Below are 19,514 nucleotides of genomic sequence, written 5' to 3'. Positions count from 1 at the left end.
CCTTTAGGATTTTTTGTTTTAGCCGATTAGACCACTAAACTTTGCGAGTTTTGTTCACTCTCTTCTCTGTCCTTTTAGTACAGAAGCCCCTTTCTCCCGCTAGCCTTCGCACCCTTCTAGTCGGGTTCGACTTGTCAGGCTTGGAGTGATTTCACAAGTCAGAAACGAGCGAATGCTTCGCTCTTATTCTGACTTGCCCCAATCATCCAAGCCTAAGCGCCAAGTCTCACACCTTTAGTAGTCGGGTTCGAGGATGCAGAAAGGGCTCCTCTTCGCAAAAGGACGTCGAAGGCTTACAGCCTTCTCAGTATGAACTGAAGGGCGTTTTTTATGGATTAGACTAGATTAAAAAGAATTGCGGTCCTTATTGGCCTTGCGTTGGGCCCGGAGTTGTTGGCGGCGTTTCTCCCTAGCCTTGGTAGACTTATGCTTCTTAATTTGCCGGTCCAATTTCTTCTTGTAACCTGGTTTGACTTTCTTTCGTTTGTTTTTGGCAATCATGCCCTTCACTGTATGGTCCGTTTCTTCTTGGTGGTGTTCCTTGCGTTGGCGTCTTTGGTCATGGTGACTAACATCTCGCCACTCGCCGTTCTTCAAGTCCATCACTTCAAATTGGATACCCTTCTTCTCCAACCATTCAACTGCAGGCTGTTGGTCGGGTTCGTAGAAGGTGATTGCGGTGCCAGGCAAGCCTTGCCGGCCGGTCCGACCTACCCGGTGGATGAAGAATTCCAATTCATGAGGGATTTCATAATTAATAACATGGGAAACTCCATCGATATCAATCCCCCGAGCAGCTAGGTCCGTAGCTACCACGTATTGGAAGTCTAATTGCTGGATTTGCCGCATGACACGGCGGCGGTCGCGGGCAGACATATCGCCGTGGATCTTAGCCACCGACAGCCCACGTTGGCGCAAGGCCTCATAGACCTGGTCAACCTTGTCAATCGTATTGGCGAAGACCAGAGCTAAATAGGGTTGGCCTACCGTCAAGGCCTCATAGAGCAAGTCTTCGCGCTTGCGCCCACGGACTGGGAGGAGGATGTTACGGATGGTTGGTGAGATCAATCCTTCATTCGCAATCGTCACCCATTCCGGAGCAGCCATATACTTTCTTAGAAAAGGATGGAGCTTCTCTGGAATAGTGGCCGAGAAGACATACATATGCAAGTCTTCAGGCATCCGGCTAGCAATTTGGTCAACGGTTTCTAGAAAGCCCATATCCAGAGTCATATCCGCTTCATCCACAACAAAGTGCTGGCAATGATGGAGGTTGACTAGTTGCTGTTGAACCAAATCTAAAATTCTTCCGGGCGTCCCCACAATCACATGGGGGGCGCGGTGGGTTAGGCGTTCAGCCTGACGCTTGGTATCTGTCCCCCCGAAGGCCCGCTCTATCCGCAAATCAAAGGGGGCAAATTGGCTGATTTGACTGGCATTCTTATAGAGCTGCTCGCCTAATTCGCGAGACGGCGCCGTAATCACTAACTGGGTCCGGTCCCGGTCTTCAAGCTTATCGAAAAGAGGCAGTAGGAAGGCATGGGACTTTCCCGATCCCGTCTGGCTCTGTGCCACCAAGCTCTTGTCTGCTTGGATCAGGGGGATGACCTCTTCTTGAATCGGGGTAGCTTCATGGAAGCCTAAGTCTTGGATGGCTTCTTCAATATAAGGCGCAAAATTATAGTCTGAAAATGTCATTATGGACTCCTTTCACTCGGGCTAAGCTTGGCCTAGCTGGTCCTGGTAAGTCTGGGCAGCATCATGGAGGGCTTGGACGACTTTATCCTGATCTGCAGCTGAAGGGATGCTCGCCCCACTGGCTTTGGGATGGCCGCCACCATCAAAGGCCTGGGCTACCGTATTAATGGTCGGACCCTTCGAGCGAATCCGGCAGCGGTAAGTGCCATCAGCTTGTTCGACGAAAACCACCCAGGCCAGAACGCCTTTGATTTGTCCAGGCATTTGCACAATGCTGTGGCTCTCCGCTTCGCTTAAACCAAGTTCGCTAAGAGTGGCCTGGCTCAGGCTGACACTGACAACGAGACCATCTTGACTTCTTTGTGTATGGTCGAGGACATAGGCTTGGAGCCGGGCTTGACCAGGCGTAATCTCCATGGAGGCCTGCATCAATTGACTGGCCGGGAAGTCAAAGGCCAAAAGTTTACCTGCTATAGCTAAGGTTTCAGGACTTGTGTTGTCGAAGAGGAAACGTCCGGTATCTCCTACGATCCCTAAGAAGAAATTCTGAGCAGCTCGAGCCGTCATTTTTAAAGCATTTTGTGGGTCTAAGACCGTCCGCGCCCATATTTCTGAGCAAGAGCTCGCTGTGGTATCCACATAAGAGAGATCACCATAGGGTTCATTATTGGGATGGTGGTCAACTTTGACCAAGCGTTCGCCAGAGCTATAGCGGTCATCATCGATACGAGCCGTATTGGCTGTGTCATTAACAATCACTAGGGCCTGATTAAAGGTCTCATCATCCACCTGGTCCATAGCCGCAAATTGAGCTAAGGAAGGCTCCGTTTGCCCAACTGCATAGATTTTTTTGTCAGGATAAGTCGCTTCCAAGACAGCCTTTAAGCCGAGCTGGGAGCCTAAAGCATCAGGGTCGGGGCGCTGGTGGCGGTGGATAATCACCGTATCGTAAGCAGCAATGGCTTGTAAAATTTCTTCCATAAATGATCTACTCCTTCATATCCAAGGGAATTTGCATGGTCAGAGTGGCCTTGGCCATCAATTGTTGCCCATGATAGACATGGACTTCAACATAAGCATGGCGTCGGCCCAAGGTCAGGACGCGGGGATGGATTTCCAGTGTACTATTCAATTGCACTAAGCGCAAATTGAGGAAGTGGACACTTTCAATGATGGCGGTCTTTTGGACAACATCAGCAAAGTATTTTTCAACGACTAATTGGATCACCCCAAGCAAGAGTCCTGTTGAAAGGGTGCCTAATTGGTTAGACATGGTCGCATCTGAAAGCATCCGGTAGCGGGGACTATCGAGGCTGTCATCGAGACACTCAAGCTTCTCTTCAAGCATGGATTCGAGCCGGCTATTGCGGTTGACATGGTGCTGCTTATATTCCAAGGTCCGTAAAACATCCTGGCGGGAAACGATACCCAGAAGATGGTTATTGTCGTCCACTACAGGTAGGAGTTCCAAGCCGTCCCAGACCATCATATGGGTCACACTGACCACACTCATAGAGAGCTTGGCCACCAAGGGGTCAGCGGTCATACAAGATTCAATAACTTCCCGGTCTTCCTTCCCGAGCAAGTCCTTAGCTGTTACAATCCCCTGCAATTCATAATTCTTATTAACCACTGGAAAACGACTGTGGCGGGTTTTCTCATTGAGCTTACGATAGTCAACCACATGGCTATCGGTAAAAAGATAAAAGGTCTTCTCAAAAGGAATAAAGATGTCTTCAACTAAGACAATATCTTGCTGGATAGCCCGCTCAATCATGGCCTTATTAATGACTGTCGCTGTGGAATAGGTGTCAAAAGCCACACTCATGATAGGGATCTGCTTCTGGTTGGCCAGGTCGATATTGGCTTGGGAGGGTTGGAAGCCCCCGGTAATCAGGACGGCCATTCCGTGCTCTAGGGCCACTCGTTGGATATCTTCCCGGTCCCCAACAATCATCAGGGCTTCAGGTCTCAGATAGGTCATCACGGCTTCCTCTTGCATGGCACCAATAATGAATTTGGTGATTTCGCCATCCAGTCCCCGCTCGCCCCCATGGACGGTACAATCAGTTAAGCGGACAATTTCACGGATGGTCAAGCGCTTGGTTTGGTCGTAATCATAGGGTTCAATCCGAACCGTACCAACCCGTTCGACAGTCCGGACGAGATTTTGATTTTCGGCCTCTTTGATGGCCCGATAGGCGGTACCATCGGATACCTTCAAATCACGAGCAATACGCCGCACGGAAATCTTCGTATCAATTGGTAAATCGCGGATATAATTCAATATTTGCTCATGCTTAGTCGTCATCTTTCTTCTCCTTTGTTTCTGCTTGATAGTCTGGAGTTGGCGGCTTAAGGGGCAGGCTCAGATTTTCAAAATCTTGAGCAGTAAGTTCAGACAAACCGACCCCCAAGAGGCGGATGCCCTGGTCAACTTGGCCAAATTCCTCCCATAAATCTTCGGCGTGGAAGGCGATCTCCTCCGCATCATAGATAGGCGTCTGCAAAGACCGCTGCCTGGTCATAGTAGCAAAGTCTGGGTAACGGAATTTGAGGGTGACCACCTGGCCGTGGAGCCCTTTATCTTCTGCCGATTGACTGACCTCAGCTGCTAGTCGCTGGAGCTGCTGGCGAACCTCATCTTCATGATAGAGGAAGGGATAGAGTGTGGTTTCCTTACTAATTGACTTGCGTTGGCGCTTGACCCGGACTGGCCGGTCGTCAACGCCCCGGACCCGTTCGTAGATCCGCAAGCCAAGCTTCCCAAAAATTTCCAGGCATTCTTCCTGACTCAAGGCCCGCAAATCGCTTCCCTTATGAACCCCTCGCTCATGGAGACGCTCAGCTGACTTCTTGCCGATGCCATAGAAGTCATCGACGGGCAGCTGGTCCAAAAAGGCCAGCGCTCGCTTGGGCGTAATTACCGTCATCCCCCCCGGCTTCCGATAATCTGAAGCGAGTTTAGCTAAGAACTTGTTATAAGAAACACCGATACTGGCTGTCAATCGGAGCTCCTGGTAGATACTTTCTTGGATATCACGGGCCAAATACATAGCATAGGGCTGGTTGAGCTTATTCTCCGTCACATCTAGGAAGGCCTCGTCAATGGACAAGGGCTCAATTAAATCCGTATAGCGGGCAAAGATTTCCCGGACTTGGGCTGAAACCTCCCGGTAATAAGCATGACGGGCAGGAACAAAAATCGCCTGAGGACATAGTCGGTAGGCTTCTGCCGCACTCATGGCCGAATGAATGCCAAATTTACGTGCTTCATAGCTGGCTGTTGCGACCACTCCCTTACCGCTATTCTCTTTGGGATGGCGGGCAATCACTAAGGGCTTACCGCGGTAGCTGGGTTCATCCCGCTGCTCGATGGAAGCATAGAAGGCATCCATGTCGACGTGTAAAATTTTTCTTTTGGCTTCAATTTTGGGTTCCTCAAATTCTAGAATCCCAATCGTCCGCATACTAGCCCTCCATTCTCCCTAGACTTAAAAACTTCGGCCTCTTTTTTGACTAAGGAACTTTTTAGCAAAAAGCTGTTCCAAAAAGCAGTCCTGACATCCAGTTCCATAGTAGGCTCCAATGGTTCAGGCCTAAGCGATTTTTATCACACGCTGACTTCCACAAATATATTTTGACTCGCGCCAGCATTTAAACGTAAGCTCTGGCCTTGGTCTAAATCTTTCAGGACCAGGTCATTACTATAGGCTTCCCGGTCAACGAGTTCATAAGCTTTATTCATGCGCAGGCCATGTTCATCCAAATAGGCCAGGAGCTGGTCATCATCTACCACCCGGCGCACGATAAAGGAAGTCCCTAAGTGAATATTTGCCAAGGCCTCCATGGCTTCGTGTTCTGAATGCCCTGCTTGGTCAGGAATCGCACCACCATGAGGACAGTACTTTGGATAACCCAGATAGGCCTCTAAGCGGTTGATGAAGTCATCCGAAACATAGTGCTCTAAGACTTCGGCTTCGGGGTGGACTTCATCCCAAGGGTAACGCAATTCATCGTGTAAGAAAACTTCCCAGAGCCGGTGGCGGCGAATAATCTGCGAGGCAAAATAGCTTCCTTCCTCCGTTAAACGAACGCCCTGGTAGGGAACATAGACAAGATAGCCTTCAGCCTGCAGCTTGTTCAACATCTCAGTGACGGAAGCAGCTGAGACATGGAGCGCTTGACTAATTTCCTTATTGGAGATATTACGCTCATCACCCTTCAATTGGTAGATTGCTTTCATGTAATCATCTTTACTTCTAGACATAAGACCTTCATTCACTCCCTCATTTGATCTGGTTCAACTTGGCCAAGCCCATAAATTATCTAACCTCTATTATACATGAAATTAATAATTTTCAGAATGATAGAAATTTCCTCCGTCTTGAAATTTAACCAAGAAAAAAACAGGATAACCAGCTGGCAAAAGCTTCCTTCTGGCATCCTGTTTCCGACTATAAAAGATTAGAGATATCCATATCATCAAGCTTAGGAACCGACAGTGTGGACGCTTCCAGATAGGCGTAATCGAAGTAGTCATTGGCTGTGAGCGCGTTCACAGCTTGGCGTTTCTGACGAATACGTTTGGGTTTCTCCTTCTTCCAGGCATAAGTCGTAAAGTAGGCTTCAATATCCTGACTCCTAATCTCTGGATAGCCTTCTTCTTGAAATTGCTTGGCCTTACGCTCAAAGGCTGCTTTCAGCCAGAAGCGTTCCCAGTCACTAAGTGCGATCGCTTCCGCTAGTGGCATGTTTCCCTATTCCTCGTCTTGAGGATCCGCTTGACCTTCGCGCACTTCAAGTCCATCCTTTTCTTCTACTTGGTCGGCTTCCTGAGTTTGGACTGTTTCTTCTTCTGCTTCTTCAGCAGCTTGAGCCTCAGCAGCATTAGAAATAGCTGCATTAGCCGCTTCAGTCCCTGCTGGATCCGCCTTCTGTGTCCGAGCAATCGCTGAACGTTCGAATACGAGCAGGACCCCTTCACAATCTAAGGTAATGGTGTTCTTCACTTCATCGATCTCATAGATGACACCATGAAGGCCGCCGATCGTTACCGCATGGTCACCGACGCCCATAGAGGATAACATGTCCTTATGCTGCTCTTGGCGTTTTTTCTGTGGACGGATCATTAAAAAGTACATAATCCCACCAAAAACAATAAAGTATAACAAGAGACTCATTAAGCCTCCGCCAGATGCTGCAATATAGTATGAATTCATTCTAATTAGTCGCTCCTTTCAAAAGTAAATACCGTTAATACGTCTATTCTAACATAGCTCGTCTCCTAAGAGGCTAATTAGCCCTTTAATTCCTAAAAGTTTTTAGGATTTTTAGTATTTAGGCCGTATGCTTCGAAGAATTCTTCCTTAAAATCTAAAAGATTGTCATCACGGATTGCTTGGCGGACCTGGGCCATGAGATCTAAGAGGAAGTGGAGGTTATGGATAGAAGTTAGGCGCAGACCGAATGTCTCATCCGCCTTAAAGAGGTGGCGGACATAGGCCCGGCTAAAGTTCTGGCAGGTATAGCAAGAACAGTTTGGATCGATGGGGTTAAAGTCCCTCTGATAAGGGGCATTCTTAACCACCAAACGCCCTTGGCTAGTCATGCAGGTCCCATTCCGCGCAATCCGCGTCGCCAAGACGCAGTCAAACATATCGACCCCACGAATAACACCTTCAATTAAGGCATCTGGGCTCCCTACCCCCATCAGGTAACGGGGTTTGTGTTCAGGCATGACGGGGGTCAGATAATCGAGGACTTGGTACATCTCGTCCTTGGATTCCCCAACCGATAAGCCACCAATAGAATAACCTGGGAAGTCCAGACTGATCATATCCTTAGCGTGCTGGAGGCGCAGGTCCTTATAACCTGCTCCCTGGAGAATCCCAAAGAGAGCCTGGTCATCTGGTCTCTGATGGGCCTTGAGCCCCCGTTCAGCCCAGCGCGTCGTCCGGTCAATGCTGTGCTTAACATAGTCATAGTCATGGTTAAAGTCTGGACACTCATCCAAGGACATGATAATGTCTGCGCCCAAATTATTTTCGATTTCAATCGCTTTTTCAGGGCTCAAGAAGAGCTTACGTCCATCCAAGTGGCTCTTAAAGTGGGCCCCTTCTTCGGTCAATTTCCGACTGTCGCTCAAAGAAAAAACTTGGAAGCCACCGGAATCCGTTAAAATTGGCCGGTCCCAATTCATAAATTGATGGAGGCCACCTGCCTCCTTAACAATATCATCACCTGGTCTTAACCAGAGATGGTAGGTATTGGAGAGAATAATCTGAGCATTCATGGCCTTTAATTCTTCCGGTGACAAGCTCTTCACGGTGGCCAAAGTACCTACTGGCATAAAGATAGGCGTTTCAATAACGCCATGAGGAGTCTTAATTTCCCCCAAACGGGCCCCCGTGTGTTTTTCTTTTTTGATTAATCGATATTCCAAAGCTGGCATGGACTGGCATCCTTTCTATCAAAGCTAAAGCCTAGCATTCATTGCTTCAATCATCATTTAATCCTACCACATTCCAAGCCCTAGCTGCAAGCTTGGAACAATATGTATAAGAAAAAAGAGACTGGGACAAAAGTTCCGGCCTCTTTTTAAAAAGCGAACATTTTTCAAAAACGTGTTCCAAAAGTCAGTCATGACATCCACTTCACGACCTATGTCCAATCGTTTAACAACGATTTCCCATAGTTCGTTCCAGTGGTTCAGGCCTGATCGACTTTTGTCACACTCTCTTCGCGCTTTGGCGCTACTTAATCAATTTTAACGGCTTGCTTGACCAGAGCCACAACTTCATCTGCTGTTGTAGCTTCATTTAAGGCTTTATCAGCTAAAGCTGCCATTTCCTTAGTATCTAATTCCGCCATCAAGGCCTTGGTTCTCAGGATGCTTGAAGCAGACATGGAGAATTCATCCAAGCCCATACCAACGAGCAATGGGGCAGCGATTTGGTCGCCAGCCATTTCCCCACACATCCCGGTCCATTTACCTTCTTTATGTGATGAATCAATCACATGCTTAATCAGACGAAGGACAGATGGGTTGTAGGGTTGGTAGAGATAAGACACATGCTCATTCATCCGGTCTGCTGCCATAGTGTATTGGATCAAGTCATTGGTCCCGATAGAGAAGAAGTCGACTTCCTTAGCGAACTGATCAGCAAGCACAGCTGCTGCAGGAATTTCAATCATGATACCGACTTCAATATCTGAAGCCACTTCATGGCCTTCCCCTTCAAGTTCTTGGCGCACTTCTTCTAGGAAGGATTTAGCTTCACGGAACTCTTGCAGGCTAGCAATCATTGGGAACATGATCTTCAAGTGGCCGTGTGCTGAAGCACGGAGCAAGGCCCGAAGTTGGGTGCGGAAGAGGTCCTTTTGGTCGAGGGCAATCCGAATGGCCCGGTAGCCCAAGAAGGGGTTCATCTCTTCAGGCAGGTCCATGTAAGGCAATTCCTTATCGCCACCGATATCCATAGTCCGGATCACAACCGCCTTGTCGCCCATAGCTTCCAGGACTTTCTTGTAGGATTCATACTGGGCTTCTTCTGTTGGCATCTCATCAGAATCCATATAGAGGAATTCTGTCCGGTAGAGGCCGATCCCTTCTGCCCCATTATTGAGGGCCCCGTCCACATCCTTAGGGGTCCCAATATTAGCGCAGAGTTCAAAATGTTGACCGTCTTTCGTTACGGTTTCAGCATCTTTTAGGAGTGCCCATTGCTTGCGTTTTTCTTCAAAAGCAGCCGCCTTTTCACGGTAAGTGGCAAGCTCTTCTTCAGTCGGGTTAACAATAACTTCCCCGTCTAAACCGTCAATGACAACGATATCGCCATCATTTACGGATTGGGAAATCTTAGCCGTCCCTACGACAGCAGGAATTTCTAAAGAGCGGGCCATAATCGCGGAGTGAGAAGTCCGGCCCCCAATATCGGTCGCAAAACCGAGCACGTATTGCTTGTTCAATTGGGCCGTATCACTTGGAGTTAAGTCGCGGGCGATCACAATGGCTTCTTCATCGATCGTCGCTGCATTGGGGATGTTCACCCCTAATAACTTAGCTAGGATCCGGTTAGAAACATCACGCACGTCAGCTGCCCGTTCTTGCATATAGGCGTTATCCACCATTGCTTCAAAAGTTTGGATAAAGAAATCTGCCACTTGGCGTAGAGCTGCTTCAGCGTTAACTTTGTCGCTTTCAATCTTAGCTGTGATCTGACCGTTAAATTCAGGGTCATCGATCATCTGTAAGTGAGCATCAAAAACAGCTGCTGCCTCAGGGCCAACATTTTCCAGAGCTGATTCGTAAACTTTTTCAATCTCTTGACGAGCCTCTAAACGAGCCTCTTCAAAGCGCGCTTGTTCAGCTTTGGCATCTTCAATCGTTTTTTCTTCAAAACTTAGGTCTGGTTCAGCCAGTGAATAGGCCTTAGCAATTGCGATCCCATCACTTGCTGCAATACCTGTTAATTGTAAGGTCATAGGTCCTCCTTAGTTAAAAGCTTGTTAATGCGTTTACATACTTATTGTACTATAGATTTGCTTAAAAACCTATAGGAATTACTTAGCTTTTTGGTCGCGTTTGAGGAAGAAGTTTAAGAGTAGAGCTCCCACTACAGAACCAACCAACCAAGCAATCACATATTGAACAGGGTGGGTTACCCCATTGGTTAATACGGCAAAGATCCCACCGTGTGGCACATAGCTGACACAGCCAAAGAACATGCTCAAGGCACCAGCCACACCAGCACCAATAGCTAGTGAAGGAATTACGCGGACTGGATTAGAGGCTGCAAAAGGAATGGCCCCTTCGGTAATGAAGGCTGCCCCCATCACATAGTTAACCATAGCAGAGTTGCGTTGGGCTTCTGGCCATAAGTTACGGTTTAGGGTAGCAGAGATGGCGATGGCCATTGGTGGTACCATCCCACCGACCATAACAGCAGCCATAACATCTGAACCTGCCCCGTTGGCTTGGGTAACTAAAGCTGTACCAGTCACATAGGCTGCCTTGTTTAAAGGACCACCCATGTCAATAGACATCATGGCACCGACGATGAAGCCGAGAACGACGCCGAGTTCACTAGGAATGGAAGCCAGGCCATTGGTTAAGGCATCCATGATCATGCCCATTGGGGTATTGACAACAAAGAACATAGCTAAGCCCATGAGCAGGACACCGAAGAGTGGGTAGATGAAGATTGGTTTCATCCCTTCCAAGGACTTAGGCAACCAAGCAAAGGCTTTCTTCAAGAGCCAAATAATTCCACCAGCTAAGAAACCGGCAACTAAAGCACCCAAGAAGCCAGATGGCGCTGCATTGGCGAAGTAGCCTTCTTGGTTAAAGGCAGTCAAGATTCCTGGATTGGCAAAGACGCCCCCCATAGCCCCTACAACTAAACCTGGCGTATCAGCGATGGATTGCCCGATAAAACCAGCCAAGACTGGAAGCATCATGGCAAAGGCTAAACTACCTAGGGTATTTAAGAAGTGGGCAATCTCATTAAAGCTTGGGTCTGCTGGGTTAGCGGAATTAATGCCCCAGAAGAAGGAAATAGCAATTAACATCCCCCCTGCCACGACAAATGGCAACATGTGGGAAACCCCATTCATCAAGTGTTTGTAGATTTGACGGCCCAGTGATTCATTACTTGAATCTTCCTCTTCCTCATGGGCGGATTCACTAGCATGGAAGGTCTTCGCTTCCCCTTCTGCTGCTTGACGAATCAATTCATCTGCCATGTTAATCCCATCCGCTACCTTACGGAAGATGACAGGTTTACCATCGAAGCGATTAATTTCTACTTTACGGTCAGCAGCTACAATAATAGCTGTGGCTGCATCGATATCCGCCTTGGTCAAGCGGTGGTTGACCCCACCCTGGCCATTGGTTTCAACTTTGATCTTGTAGCCAGCTTTTTCAGCCGCTTGTTTGAGCTTTTCTTCAGCCATATAGGTGTGGGCAATCCCGGTTGGGCAGGCGGTGACAGCTAAGATGTAAACATCATCGTCAGCAACAGCTGGTGCTGCTTCCACTTCCTCTTCTTCTTCAGCCTCTTCTTCCTTATCCGGATCAAATTGGTCCATGATAGCAACCACATCGGTAGTCGTTTCAGCTTCAAGTAAGGCTGCCTTGGCTTCCGGTTTCATCAAGACACCAGATAATTTAGAGAGGGCTTGTAAGTGTTCATTGCCTTCGCCTTCAGGTGCTGCAATCATGAAGATTAATTTAGCCGGTTGCCCGTCCATAGATTCCCATTCGATCCCTTCCTTGCTGCGGCCAAAGATAACCGCTGCTTGCTTAATGGAAGGATGTTGGGCATGCGGAATCGCGATCTCATCGCCCACCCCAGTGGTTGACATTTCTTCGCGGGCCTCTAATTTCGCCACATACTCATCGACATTGGTCACGCCGCCAGCTTGGGCAAATTTTTCTGCCAGGTGCTTGAGCGTGTCGGTCTTCGTTGTTGTCTGTAAGTCCAAGTCCATTGCGTCTTGGATAAATAAATCTGCTAATGCCATAAATAACTCCCCTCAAATGCTTCTATTTAATTTCTTTGACATTAATTTCTTGGTAAAGTGCATAAACTTTGTCGGCTGTTGCAATCCCTGCGGAATAAGTGGTGGCAGATCCAGAGGCCGCACCTTGTTGCAAGCTTTGGGCATAGTCTTCTGTTTCCAGATACTTGGCCATAAAGCCAGCCAGCATGGAATCCCCGGCACCAGTTGGGTTGACCACTTGACCATTCGGTACGTCAGACTGGTAAACTTCCCCATTAGCTGCTACCAGGAGGGCACCCTTAGCCCCTAAGGAAACCAGCACATTCTCTGCGCCTTCCTCTTGAAGCTTCTTAGCATAGTAGATGATGTCTTCAACACTTTCAATCTTGACATTGAAAATTTCACTCAACTCTTCATTATTCGGCTTAATAATGAATGGCTTAGAAGCGAGGCAGGCACGCAAGAGATCGCGGTTAGTATCTAAGACAAAACGGGCGCCCTTGTCCAAGCAAATATCGGCAATTTGCTTAAAGTCATCGGCTGTCATCCCAGGTGCCTTGTTGCCCATTAAGAAGACCACATCACCGGCCTGGAGTTCTTGTTGGAAGAAGGCTGCAAGTTCCGCGCGTTTTGCTTGTGGAATTTGAGGGCCTTCGCCGTTAACCTCTGTTGCCGTTGCTTGACGGGTATTGATCTTCGCATTAATCCGGGTAAAGCCATCGACCTCGATAAAGTAGGGGTCGATTCCTTCAGCCTGGAGTTCGTCTTTAATGAACTGACCGGTAAAGCCGCCTAGAAAGCCCGTTGCTCGGTTCTCGTGGCCTAAACGTCGTAAAAGAATGGACGCATTAACCCCTTTACCCCCAGCGACATAACTTTCTTCAGCTGAGCGATTCAATCCGCCTTCAACTAATTGATCGAGCTGGTAGACCATGTCGACGGCCGGATTAAAAGTAATTGTATAAATCATCCCTTCACCTCTCTTAAATTAATTTGTTCGCTGCATTGTTGCTTGAGCTCAGGGCTCAGCTCACTCGTTATCACAATTCCTGTGTCCGCATCGGCCACCTTGGCAAAAGACATCTTGTCCAATTTGCTGCTGTCAGCGAGGAAATACACCTGGCCGCCTTGGCTGATCGCCTCTTGCTTAATATTAGCCTCCTCGATATCTGGAGTCGTCATGCCAAAATCGGGGTGGATAGCATTGATCCCCATGAAGACCTTGTTAAAGTGATAATTCGCAAGTTGCTGAAAAGCTTGGGAACCGACGACAGCCCGCGTATTTTTCTTCAGATTACCGCCCAACATAATCGTATCGATGGCTAAAGCATTCAAAGCCATGGCTTGTTCAATTCCATTGGTAACCACCAAAATATCGAGGCCCGCTAAATGGGGAACCATCTGTAGGGTGGTTGTCCCAGCATCTAAATAAATAATATCCTTGTCTTGAACTAAGTTAGCCGCTGCCTTGGCAATCGCTTCCTTCTCTTCAATATGTTGGGTCAATTTCTCGTCGAGTGACTTCTCATTATCCAATGAATAGTGCCGTCTGGCGCCACCATGAACGCGGGTTAGCTTCCCTTCATCTTCTAAAGTGGATAAGTCACGGCGGATAGTCGCCTCAGAAGCCCCGAGTTGGTCAACCAGACTGGTTACCTTGACTAGGGATTCTTTCTCGAGCATCTCCACAATGAGTTGCCTTCTTTCTGTCGCAAGCGTTTTCAACACCCCCTCTCAATTAATAGAATACCATGTTCGAAGGATCGTTTCAATCATTTTCGATCATATTCGATCACTTTTTTTGATATTAATACCCTTAACTGGTCAATTATGGTCACCATCAATCATTTATCTCGCCAAACCAAAAGAAAATTATGTAAAAAGAGGCTGAAAATTTCAGCCTCAATCTTTCAAATGATAGTATAAATAATCCTTCAGGCACTGGCTAAAGAGCTTCTTATGCGAGAGGAAAGGGCTGTGGCCGGCTCCAGGGATAATACGGAAAGCCTTCTGGGGAGCTTGGACTTGGTCAAAGAAGTCAAAGACTTGGTCTAGGGGGGCTTGCCAGTCCAGGGATCCTGAGACTAGGAGCAGAGGGACCTCCAAGCGATCGATAGCTGATAAGTCCATACGCTGGGCCTCTTCCATCAGGTCAGCTTGAATCTGGGTAAAGCGCGTCCCTTGGCAGGCCATAAGCCCATACCAACGCAGGTCGGCCCAGCTTAGATCAGGTGAGCTGAGAACTTGCCAAACAACCTTTGCTTGGGCCTTCCAGGGAATCGTCCGCAGATAATCTTGGGCCAAGCGCTCCACCTTAAGATAATTCTTTGCTTCAATATAGCGAGACTGGAGGGCATGGCGGGTAGCTCGCTTGGCCTTAGTCAAGGAAGCCAGGGCCTGGCGGTCACCAAGACGGTTGATGACCCCCTCAGCCATATCCAAGATGAGGAAATTACCGGCAATCATGTCCGTAATCTGACTGATCCCCACATAGGCTAAGAGCTTGCCTGGATGGGCCTTGGCATAGCCTAGGCCCAAGATGGACCCAAAAGAATGGCCGACCAAGATCAGCCTCTCCTTACCGTAACGCTGGCAAAGTTTATCGACTAAGTCATCCAGGCTCGCTTCCAATTCCTGGTAGCTGGGGCCCTCCTGATAGCGGTCCGGATTAAGGTAGTAAGACCGCCCTGAACCAGCCTGGGTCCAGTAGCAGATAATAAAATCGTCTTCCAATGCTTTCTGGTAGCTATAAGTAAGCGCCGGATTAGGGAGACCTGGCCCTCCGTGAACCCATAAGATAAGGGGCTTGGTCCGATCTTGCCCCCGCACCTGGACCGCCTGCCGGTAAGCCCGGGGTCCGAGGTCAAATACCAAGTCCTCAGCCAGTTCAGCTCGGTAGAGACGCTGGTTGACCTTTCGATAAATATAGAGAAAAGCGAAGACGAGGACGAGACAAAGCAGGCAAGTGATCATAAATGAGCTCCTTTTTAGGGCGGCCAGGCTAGGCTTGGTAGCGGCATTCCCCTTTGAGATAGGTGGCTTTAAGATCCAAGTTTTCGTCCAGAATAATGAAGTCCGCATCCAGGCCAGGCTTAATTTGACCACAGACATTTTCCAAACCTAGCGATTTGGTTGGGTAATAGGAAGCCATCCGGACAGCTTCGGAGACCGACGCTAAACCCCATTCCACCACATGCTTGACAGCTGTCTTTAATTCTAGGATGGAACCAGCTAAGTTACCGCCCTCCTTCAAGCGGGCAGCTCCATCTTTAACGATGACTTCAAACTCACCTAGCTTGGAAGGCCCATCTGCTAAGCCCCCTGCTCGCATGCAGTCGGTCACGAGGAGGCTTTCTTTTGGCCCACGTTGGTCGACTAGAATTTGAGCAGCGCGCGGATGGACATGGTAACCGTCACAGATGAGTTCAGCATAGACCTCCTTGAAGCTGAGCGCTGCTCCCACCATACCCGGTTCGCGGTGGTGGAGACCAGACATACCATTGTAGGTGTGGACAAAGAAGTCAGCCCCCGCTTCATGGCAGGCCTTGGCCTGGTCATAGCTCGCATTAGAGTGGCCTAAGCCGACATGGACGCCCAGATCTTTGGCAGCTTTGACAAAGTCAACTGCCCCTTCACGTTCTGGCGCAATCCCGATCCGGTTAACTAAGCCCTTGGAAAGTTGCCGCCAATTTTTCAGCTGGTCAATTTCTGGATCTAACATGTAATTGGGGTTCTGTGCGCCCTTGTATTTCTCGGTAAAAAAAGGACCTTCTAGGAAAATTCCTTGGACCTTGGCTCCACTTAAGTGAGGTGCTGTATCACCAATCATCTGGCAGACTTGGTTGAGCTCTTCCGTTGGTGCAGTCAGGGTTGTTGGCAACCAAGAAGTGACCCCACAAGACAATAAGCCTTCCGCAATCGCTGCCAGGCCTTGGGGATCTGCGTCCATTACATCATGGCCCAAGAAGCCATGGATATGGAGGTCAAAGAGGCCTGGTGCCAGGGTAACTTCCCCTAGATCCACATAATCCCGCCCCTCCTCAAGTTCGGTGTAAATGCCAACAAATTTGCCGTCTGCTACTTCAACATAGGCATCACTTAGGTCTTCCTGGCTGAGGATCACCCGCTTGGCCTTGTAAATTTCTGACATCTCTGTTCATTCCTTTCTCATATCTGCCCCAATCACTTATCACATGGCAGAGCTTATTACTGACCTTTATTTTACTCTGTCCCCCTAGAAATTCAAGACTCTTTCAGTCCGCTAAATTTCTTTTAATTAAAGAATGAAAGTTTTTTCACCGGCATTCATGGTAAAATAGTCCTAAAGCTTAAAATAGAAAGAAGGACTTAGACATGCCCTACCAAGTATATGCCGACAAAGAAAGTGCCTCACAAGCCGTATTTGAGCTTTTTAAGGAAGAGCTCAGCACTAATCCGCAGACCGTCTTTGGCTTAGCAACCGGCTCAACGCCAGAAAAACTCTACCAGTTACTTAGAGAATCTGATCTTGATTTCAGCCAGGCCACTTCAATCAACCTGGATGAATACTATGGTCTACCGGCTGACCATCCCCAATCCTACCATTATTTCATGCAAAAAGAACTTTTTGCTGCCAAGCCATTCCGCGCCTCCTACCTTCCTGACGGTAGTACAGATAACCCTCAAGCGGAAGTTAAGGCCTATGAAGCCATTATTGACCAAAACCCCATCCAGGTCCAAATCCTAGGCATCGGTCACAATGGCCACATTGGCTTCAATGAACCTGGATCACCTTTCGATAGTCTAACCCGCCTAGTTGACCTCACTCAGTCGACCATCGAAGCTAACCAACGCTTCTTCGATAGCATTGACGAGGTCCCCACCCAGGCTTTGAGCATGGGGATTGCGAGCATTATGAAGGCGGACAAAGTTATCCTTATGGCCTTCGGTGAAGAAAAATCCAAAATCGTCCAAGCGGCATTAGAAGGGCCAGTGACTGAAGAAGTGCCAGCCAGCGTCCTTCAAAACCACCCCAATGCCCTCTTCATCCTCGACCAAGCTGCCGCTAAATATCTAAAGTAAAACTTAATAGGCGATTAAAAAGGCAGCCCGCAAATTTTCTGCGGGCTGCCTTTTTTCATTTAATCTAGCCAGCGTGCGCCCTCTTCGTCGAGGTCCAGTACACGAATCTGAGCATCTTGGATATCATGGCTGAGTATGTCAGCTAAGTCTTCAGCATTTTCCTTATGGGCCAGGGTCATGATAGTTGGCCCAGCGCCACTTAAGTAAGTGCCATAAACACCAGCCTGTCCGTCTAAGCTTTGGCGCACTTGCTTAAGTTCAGGAACCAAGGGGCTACGGTAGGTCTCATGCAAGAGGTCCATCTCCATAAGATGGCCAGCTTCTTCCAATTCGCCGACAGCTAGCTTACTAGCTAGGACATTGCCGATACCATTGGCTCTCACAGCTTGGGCGAAGTCCAATTGCTTGGGGAGGACAGCCCTTGCCTGACTAGTCAGGAGCTGCTTATTAGGAATGGTCACCACAAAGGCAATGTGGGGGAAGGTATGCTTGGTCCATAAGACCCGGTCGGCTTCCAGGGCCACCCCTATCACTAAGCCTCCTGCCAAGGCAGGCGCCACATTATCCGGGTGCCCTTCAATCGCATTGGCCATATTAATCTTCTCTTCTTCTGACCAGCCTTTTTGTCCTAAACGGTCGGCTAATTCAATCCCTGCAATAATAGCGCTAGAACTTGATCCTAGGCCTCGCGCTGAAGGAATATCGGAATGCATAGCGAGTTTATGGGCAGGCACTTCTGGGGCCAATTTTTGGATGGTTTGGATGATCAGGTTGTCCTCACCGTGAGGAATGTCATCGCCCAAGTCATGGTCAATCCACCAAGCATCAGCTGGCTCTAACACATCCATGGTTAAGTAGAGGCTGACCGCTACACCAATTGAATCAAAACCAGGGCCCAGGTTAGCTGACGTCGCAGGTACAAGTAAACGTGTCATCGTCCGCCTCCTCTAGTCTAAGACATTATAAGAAGCAGCGCATGCCATCTGGTCAGCTTCCTCTACGAGTTCAAGCAAATATGCCTTCTCTTCCATAGTCATCAAATCCGTCACCACAACTACCTCAGCTTCTTCACTGTCGCTAGGCAGTTGAAGGACATGGGCAAGGCTGATATTTGCCTTGGCAAAAAGTTCCGTCAAACGGGCAAAAGCGCCGGTTTGGTTGACCAATTTAAAGCGGAAGAAGGCCCGTCCTGTTACATCCTTGGCCTTTGACCAAGTGCTTTCCCGGTTAAAACGGGCAAAAGGTGCGCCAACTGTGCTTTCATTCATGTTGCGACCAATCGCAATAATATCAGCCACGACGGCAGAGCCTGTTGGTAAGGCGCCAGCCCCCGCACCATAGAACATCAATTCCCCACTAGCTTGGCCAACCGTATAAACAGCATTCATTTCTGCATTAACCGTAGCTAGAGGATGGCTATTAGGAACAAGGGTAGGCGCTACTTCAGCATAGACCTGGCCATCCTGGCAAGAGGTCGAACCTAATAATTTGATGATATAACCGAGCTGCTTAGCTACTTGGATATCAGCTTGTTTAATTTGACTAATCCCTTGAATAGGAAGGTCATCTAGGCTAATCTCTGCTCCAAAAGCCATCTTAGTCAGAATAACTACCTTACGGCCTGCATCCAGACCTTCGACATCAGCTGTTGGGTCAGCTTCTGCGAAGCCAAGTTCTTGGGCATCCTTTAAAACCTTTGCATAGTCTGCCCCCTCTTGGGTCATCCGGCTGAGGATATAATTCGTGGTTCCATTGAGAATTCCCCGCACTTGGACCAATTCATCAGCCACAAGCGAATTAGATAGGGCACGGAGAATGGGAATTCCCCCAGCAACCGCCGCTTCGTAATAAAGATCGAGGCCTTTTTCCTGGGCTAAGTGGCTGAGGCTTGCCCCATGGACAGCGATCAAGTCTTTATTCGCTGTCACCACATGCTTGCCGGCATTAAGGGCTGCTTCAATGCAGTGTTTAGGGAAATCAATTCCCCCCATCAATTCTGCCACAATTGCAATCTCAGGATCATTTAGGATGTCATCCAGCGATTCTGTTAGAGGAATTTGTTCAGCTAAGTCTCCAGTGACTTCATCCACAGACTTCACCAAGGCCGTCTTCACAACAACTTCCTTACCGAGGATAGCTTGCATCTTCTCCTGGTGTTGGAGGATAATTTCTGCCGTCCCTCCCCCTACTGTCCCTAAACCTAGTAATCCAATATATAGTTTATCCATCTTTCGGACCTCCTCTTTCTC

17 protein-coding genes are annotated in these 19,514 nt (G+C 48.5%); 1 reads left to right on the top strand and 16 read right to left on the bottom strand.

From position 1 onward, the window contains the following. Positions 1 to 345: 345 nt before the first annotated feature. From HMPREF3090_RS01775 to nagA, 14 genes are all read right to left on the bottom strand, one after another. The gene (locus HMPREF3090_RS01775; protein WP_070485785.1) at positions 346 to 1,698 is read right to left on the bottom strand and encodes a DEAD/DEAH box helicase; all 1,353 of its coding nucleotides are present in this window, start codon (positions 1,696 to 1,698) and stop codon (positions 346 to 348) included. A 21-nt stretch (positions 1,699 to 1,719) separates the two neighbouring features. Continuing rightward, positions 1,720 to 2,679 carry a DHH family phosphoesterase gene (locus tag HMPREF3090_RS01770; protein ID WP_067975644.1) on the bottom strand — a complete coding sequence of 320 codons (960 nt, stop codon included), beginning with the start codon at positions 2,677 to 2,679 and terminating at the stop codon, positions 1,720 to 1,722. 7 nt (positions 2,680 to 2,686) lie between these two features. Beyond that, positions 2,687 to 4,009, bottom strand: coding sequence for a DRTGG domain-containing protein (locus tag HMPREF3090_RS01765; RefSeq protein WP_067975640.1), 1,323 nt, complete (start codon positions 4,007 to 4,009; stop codon positions 2,687 to 2,689). Continuing rightward, positions 3,999 to 5,168, bottom strand: a complete 1,170-nt coding sequence (dinB, locus tag HMPREF3090_RS01760) for a DNA polymerase IV (RefSeq protein ID WP_067975637.1) — start codon at positions 5,166 to 5,168, stop codon at positions 3,999 to 4,001. Before dinB ends, HMPREF3090_RS01765 begins: the two co-directional genes overlap by 11 nt. A gap of 143 nt (positions 5,169 to 5,311) precedes the next feature. Beyond that, positions 5,312 to 5,968 carry a metal-dependent transcriptional regulator gene (locus tag HMPREF3090_RS01755; protein WP_070485782.1) on the bottom strand — a complete coding sequence of 219 codons (657 nt, stop codon included), beginning with the start codon at positions 5,966 to 5,968 and terminating at the stop codon, positions 5,312 to 5,314. A gap of 187 nt (positions 5,969 to 6,155) precedes the next feature. Further along, a complete protein-coding gene (locus tag HMPREF3090_RS01750) occupies positions 6,156 to 6,452 on the bottom strand; it encodes a post-transcriptional regulator (RefSeq protein WP_067975630.1) in 297 nt (98 codons plus the stop codon). Positions 6,453 to 6,458: 6 nt separating this feature from the next. Continuing rightward, positions 6,459 to 6,920, bottom strand: a complete 462-nt coding sequence (gene yajC / locus HMPREF3090_RS01745) for a preprotein translocase subunit YajC (RefSeq protein ID WP_070485780.1) — start codon at positions 6,918 to 6,920, stop codon at positions 6,459 to 6,461. A gap of 92 nt (positions 6,921 to 7,012) precedes the next feature. Further along, positions 7,013 to 8,152 (bottom strand): tRNA guanosine(34) transglycosylase Tgt, encoded by a 1,140-nt coding sequence (gene tgt, locus HMPREF3090_RS01740; protein ID WP_067975627.1) that lies wholly within the window; start codon positions 8,150 to 8,152, stop codon positions 7,013 to 7,015. A gap of 305 nt (positions 8,153 to 8,457) precedes the next feature. Beyond that, a complete protein-coding gene (gene ptsP / locus HMPREF3090_RS01735; protein ID WP_067975624.1) occupies positions 8,458 to 10,185 on the bottom strand; it encodes a phosphoenolpyruvate--protein phosphotransferase in 1,728 nt (575 codons plus the stop codon). A 78-nt stretch (positions 10,186 to 10,263) separates the two neighbouring features. Further along, positions 10,264 to 12,225, bottom strand: a complete 1,962-nt coding sequence (locus HMPREF3090_RS01730) for a PTS fructose transporter subunit IIABC (protein WP_067975621.1) — start codon at positions 12,223 to 12,225, stop codon at positions 10,264 to 10,266. 22 nt (positions 12,226 to 12,247) lie between these two features. Further along, entirely contained in the window at positions 12,248 to 13,174 is a 927-nt protein-coding gene (gene pfkB / locus HMPREF3090_RS01725) for a 1-phosphofructokinase (protein ID WP_067975618.1), read from the bottom strand. Beyond that, the gene (locus tag HMPREF3090_RS01720) at positions 13,171 to 13,932 is read right to left on the bottom strand and encodes a DeoR/GlpR family DNA-binding transcription regulator (protein WP_256364773.1); all 762 of its coding nucleotides are present in this window, start codon (positions 13,930 to 13,932) and stop codon (positions 13,171 to 13,173) included. Before HMPREF3090_RS01720 ends, pfkB begins: the two co-directional genes overlap by 4 nt. Before the next feature lie 174 nt (positions 13,933 to 14,106). After that, on the bottom strand, positions 14,107 to 15,177 hold the full coding sequence (locus tag HMPREF3090_RS01715; protein ID WP_067975611.1) for an alpha/beta fold hydrolase: 1,071 nt from the start codon (positions 15,175 to 15,177) through the stop codon (positions 14,107 to 14,109). Positions 15,178 to 15,205: 28 nt separating this feature from the next. Further along, positions 15,206 to 16,354: an N-acetylglucosamine-6-phosphate deacetylase gene (gene nagA, locus HMPREF3090_RS01710; RefSeq protein WP_067975607.1), complete on the bottom strand. Its 1,149-nt coding sequence runs from the start codon at positions 16,352 to 16,354 to the stop codon at positions 15,206 to 15,208. A 203-nt stretch (positions 16,355 to 16,557) separates the two neighbouring features. Between nagA and HMPREF3090_RS01705 the strand changes: the two genes are divergently transcribed. After that, the gene (locus tag HMPREF3090_RS01705) at positions 16,558 to 17,265 is read left to right on the top strand and encodes a glucosamine-6-phosphate deaminase (protein ID WP_067975605.1); all 708 of its coding nucleotides are present in this window, start codon (positions 16,558 to 16,560) and stop codon (positions 17,263 to 17,265) included. A 59-nt stretch (positions 17,266 to 17,324) separates the two neighbouring features. Here HMPREF3090_RS01705 and thrB read toward each other — a convergent pair whose 3' ends face one another. After that, positions 17,325 to 18,200: a homoserine kinase gene (gene thrB, locus HMPREF3090_RS01700; RefSeq protein WP_067975602.1), complete on the bottom strand. Its 876-nt coding sequence runs from the start codon at positions 18,198 to 18,200 to the stop codon at positions 17,325 to 17,327. Between the two features lie 12 nt (positions 18,201 to 18,212). Continuing rightward, positions 18,213 to 19,493 (bottom strand): homoserine dehydrogenase, encoded by a 1,281-nt coding sequence (locus HMPREF3090_RS01695; protein WP_067975599.1) that lies wholly within the window; start codon positions 19,491 to 19,493, stop codon positions 18,213 to 18,215. Positions 19,494 to 19,514: the final 21 nt, after the last annotated feature.

Source organism: Aerococcus sp. HMSC23C02, from assembly GCF_001806805.1.
GTDB classification, from domain to species: domain Bacteria; phylum Bacillota; class Bacilli; order Lactobacillales; family Aerococcaceae; genus Aerococcus; species Aerococcus sanguinicola.
The sequence above is the reverse complement of the archived record's forward strand: the minus strand, read 5'-3'. Positions and strand labels throughout refer to the sequence as shown.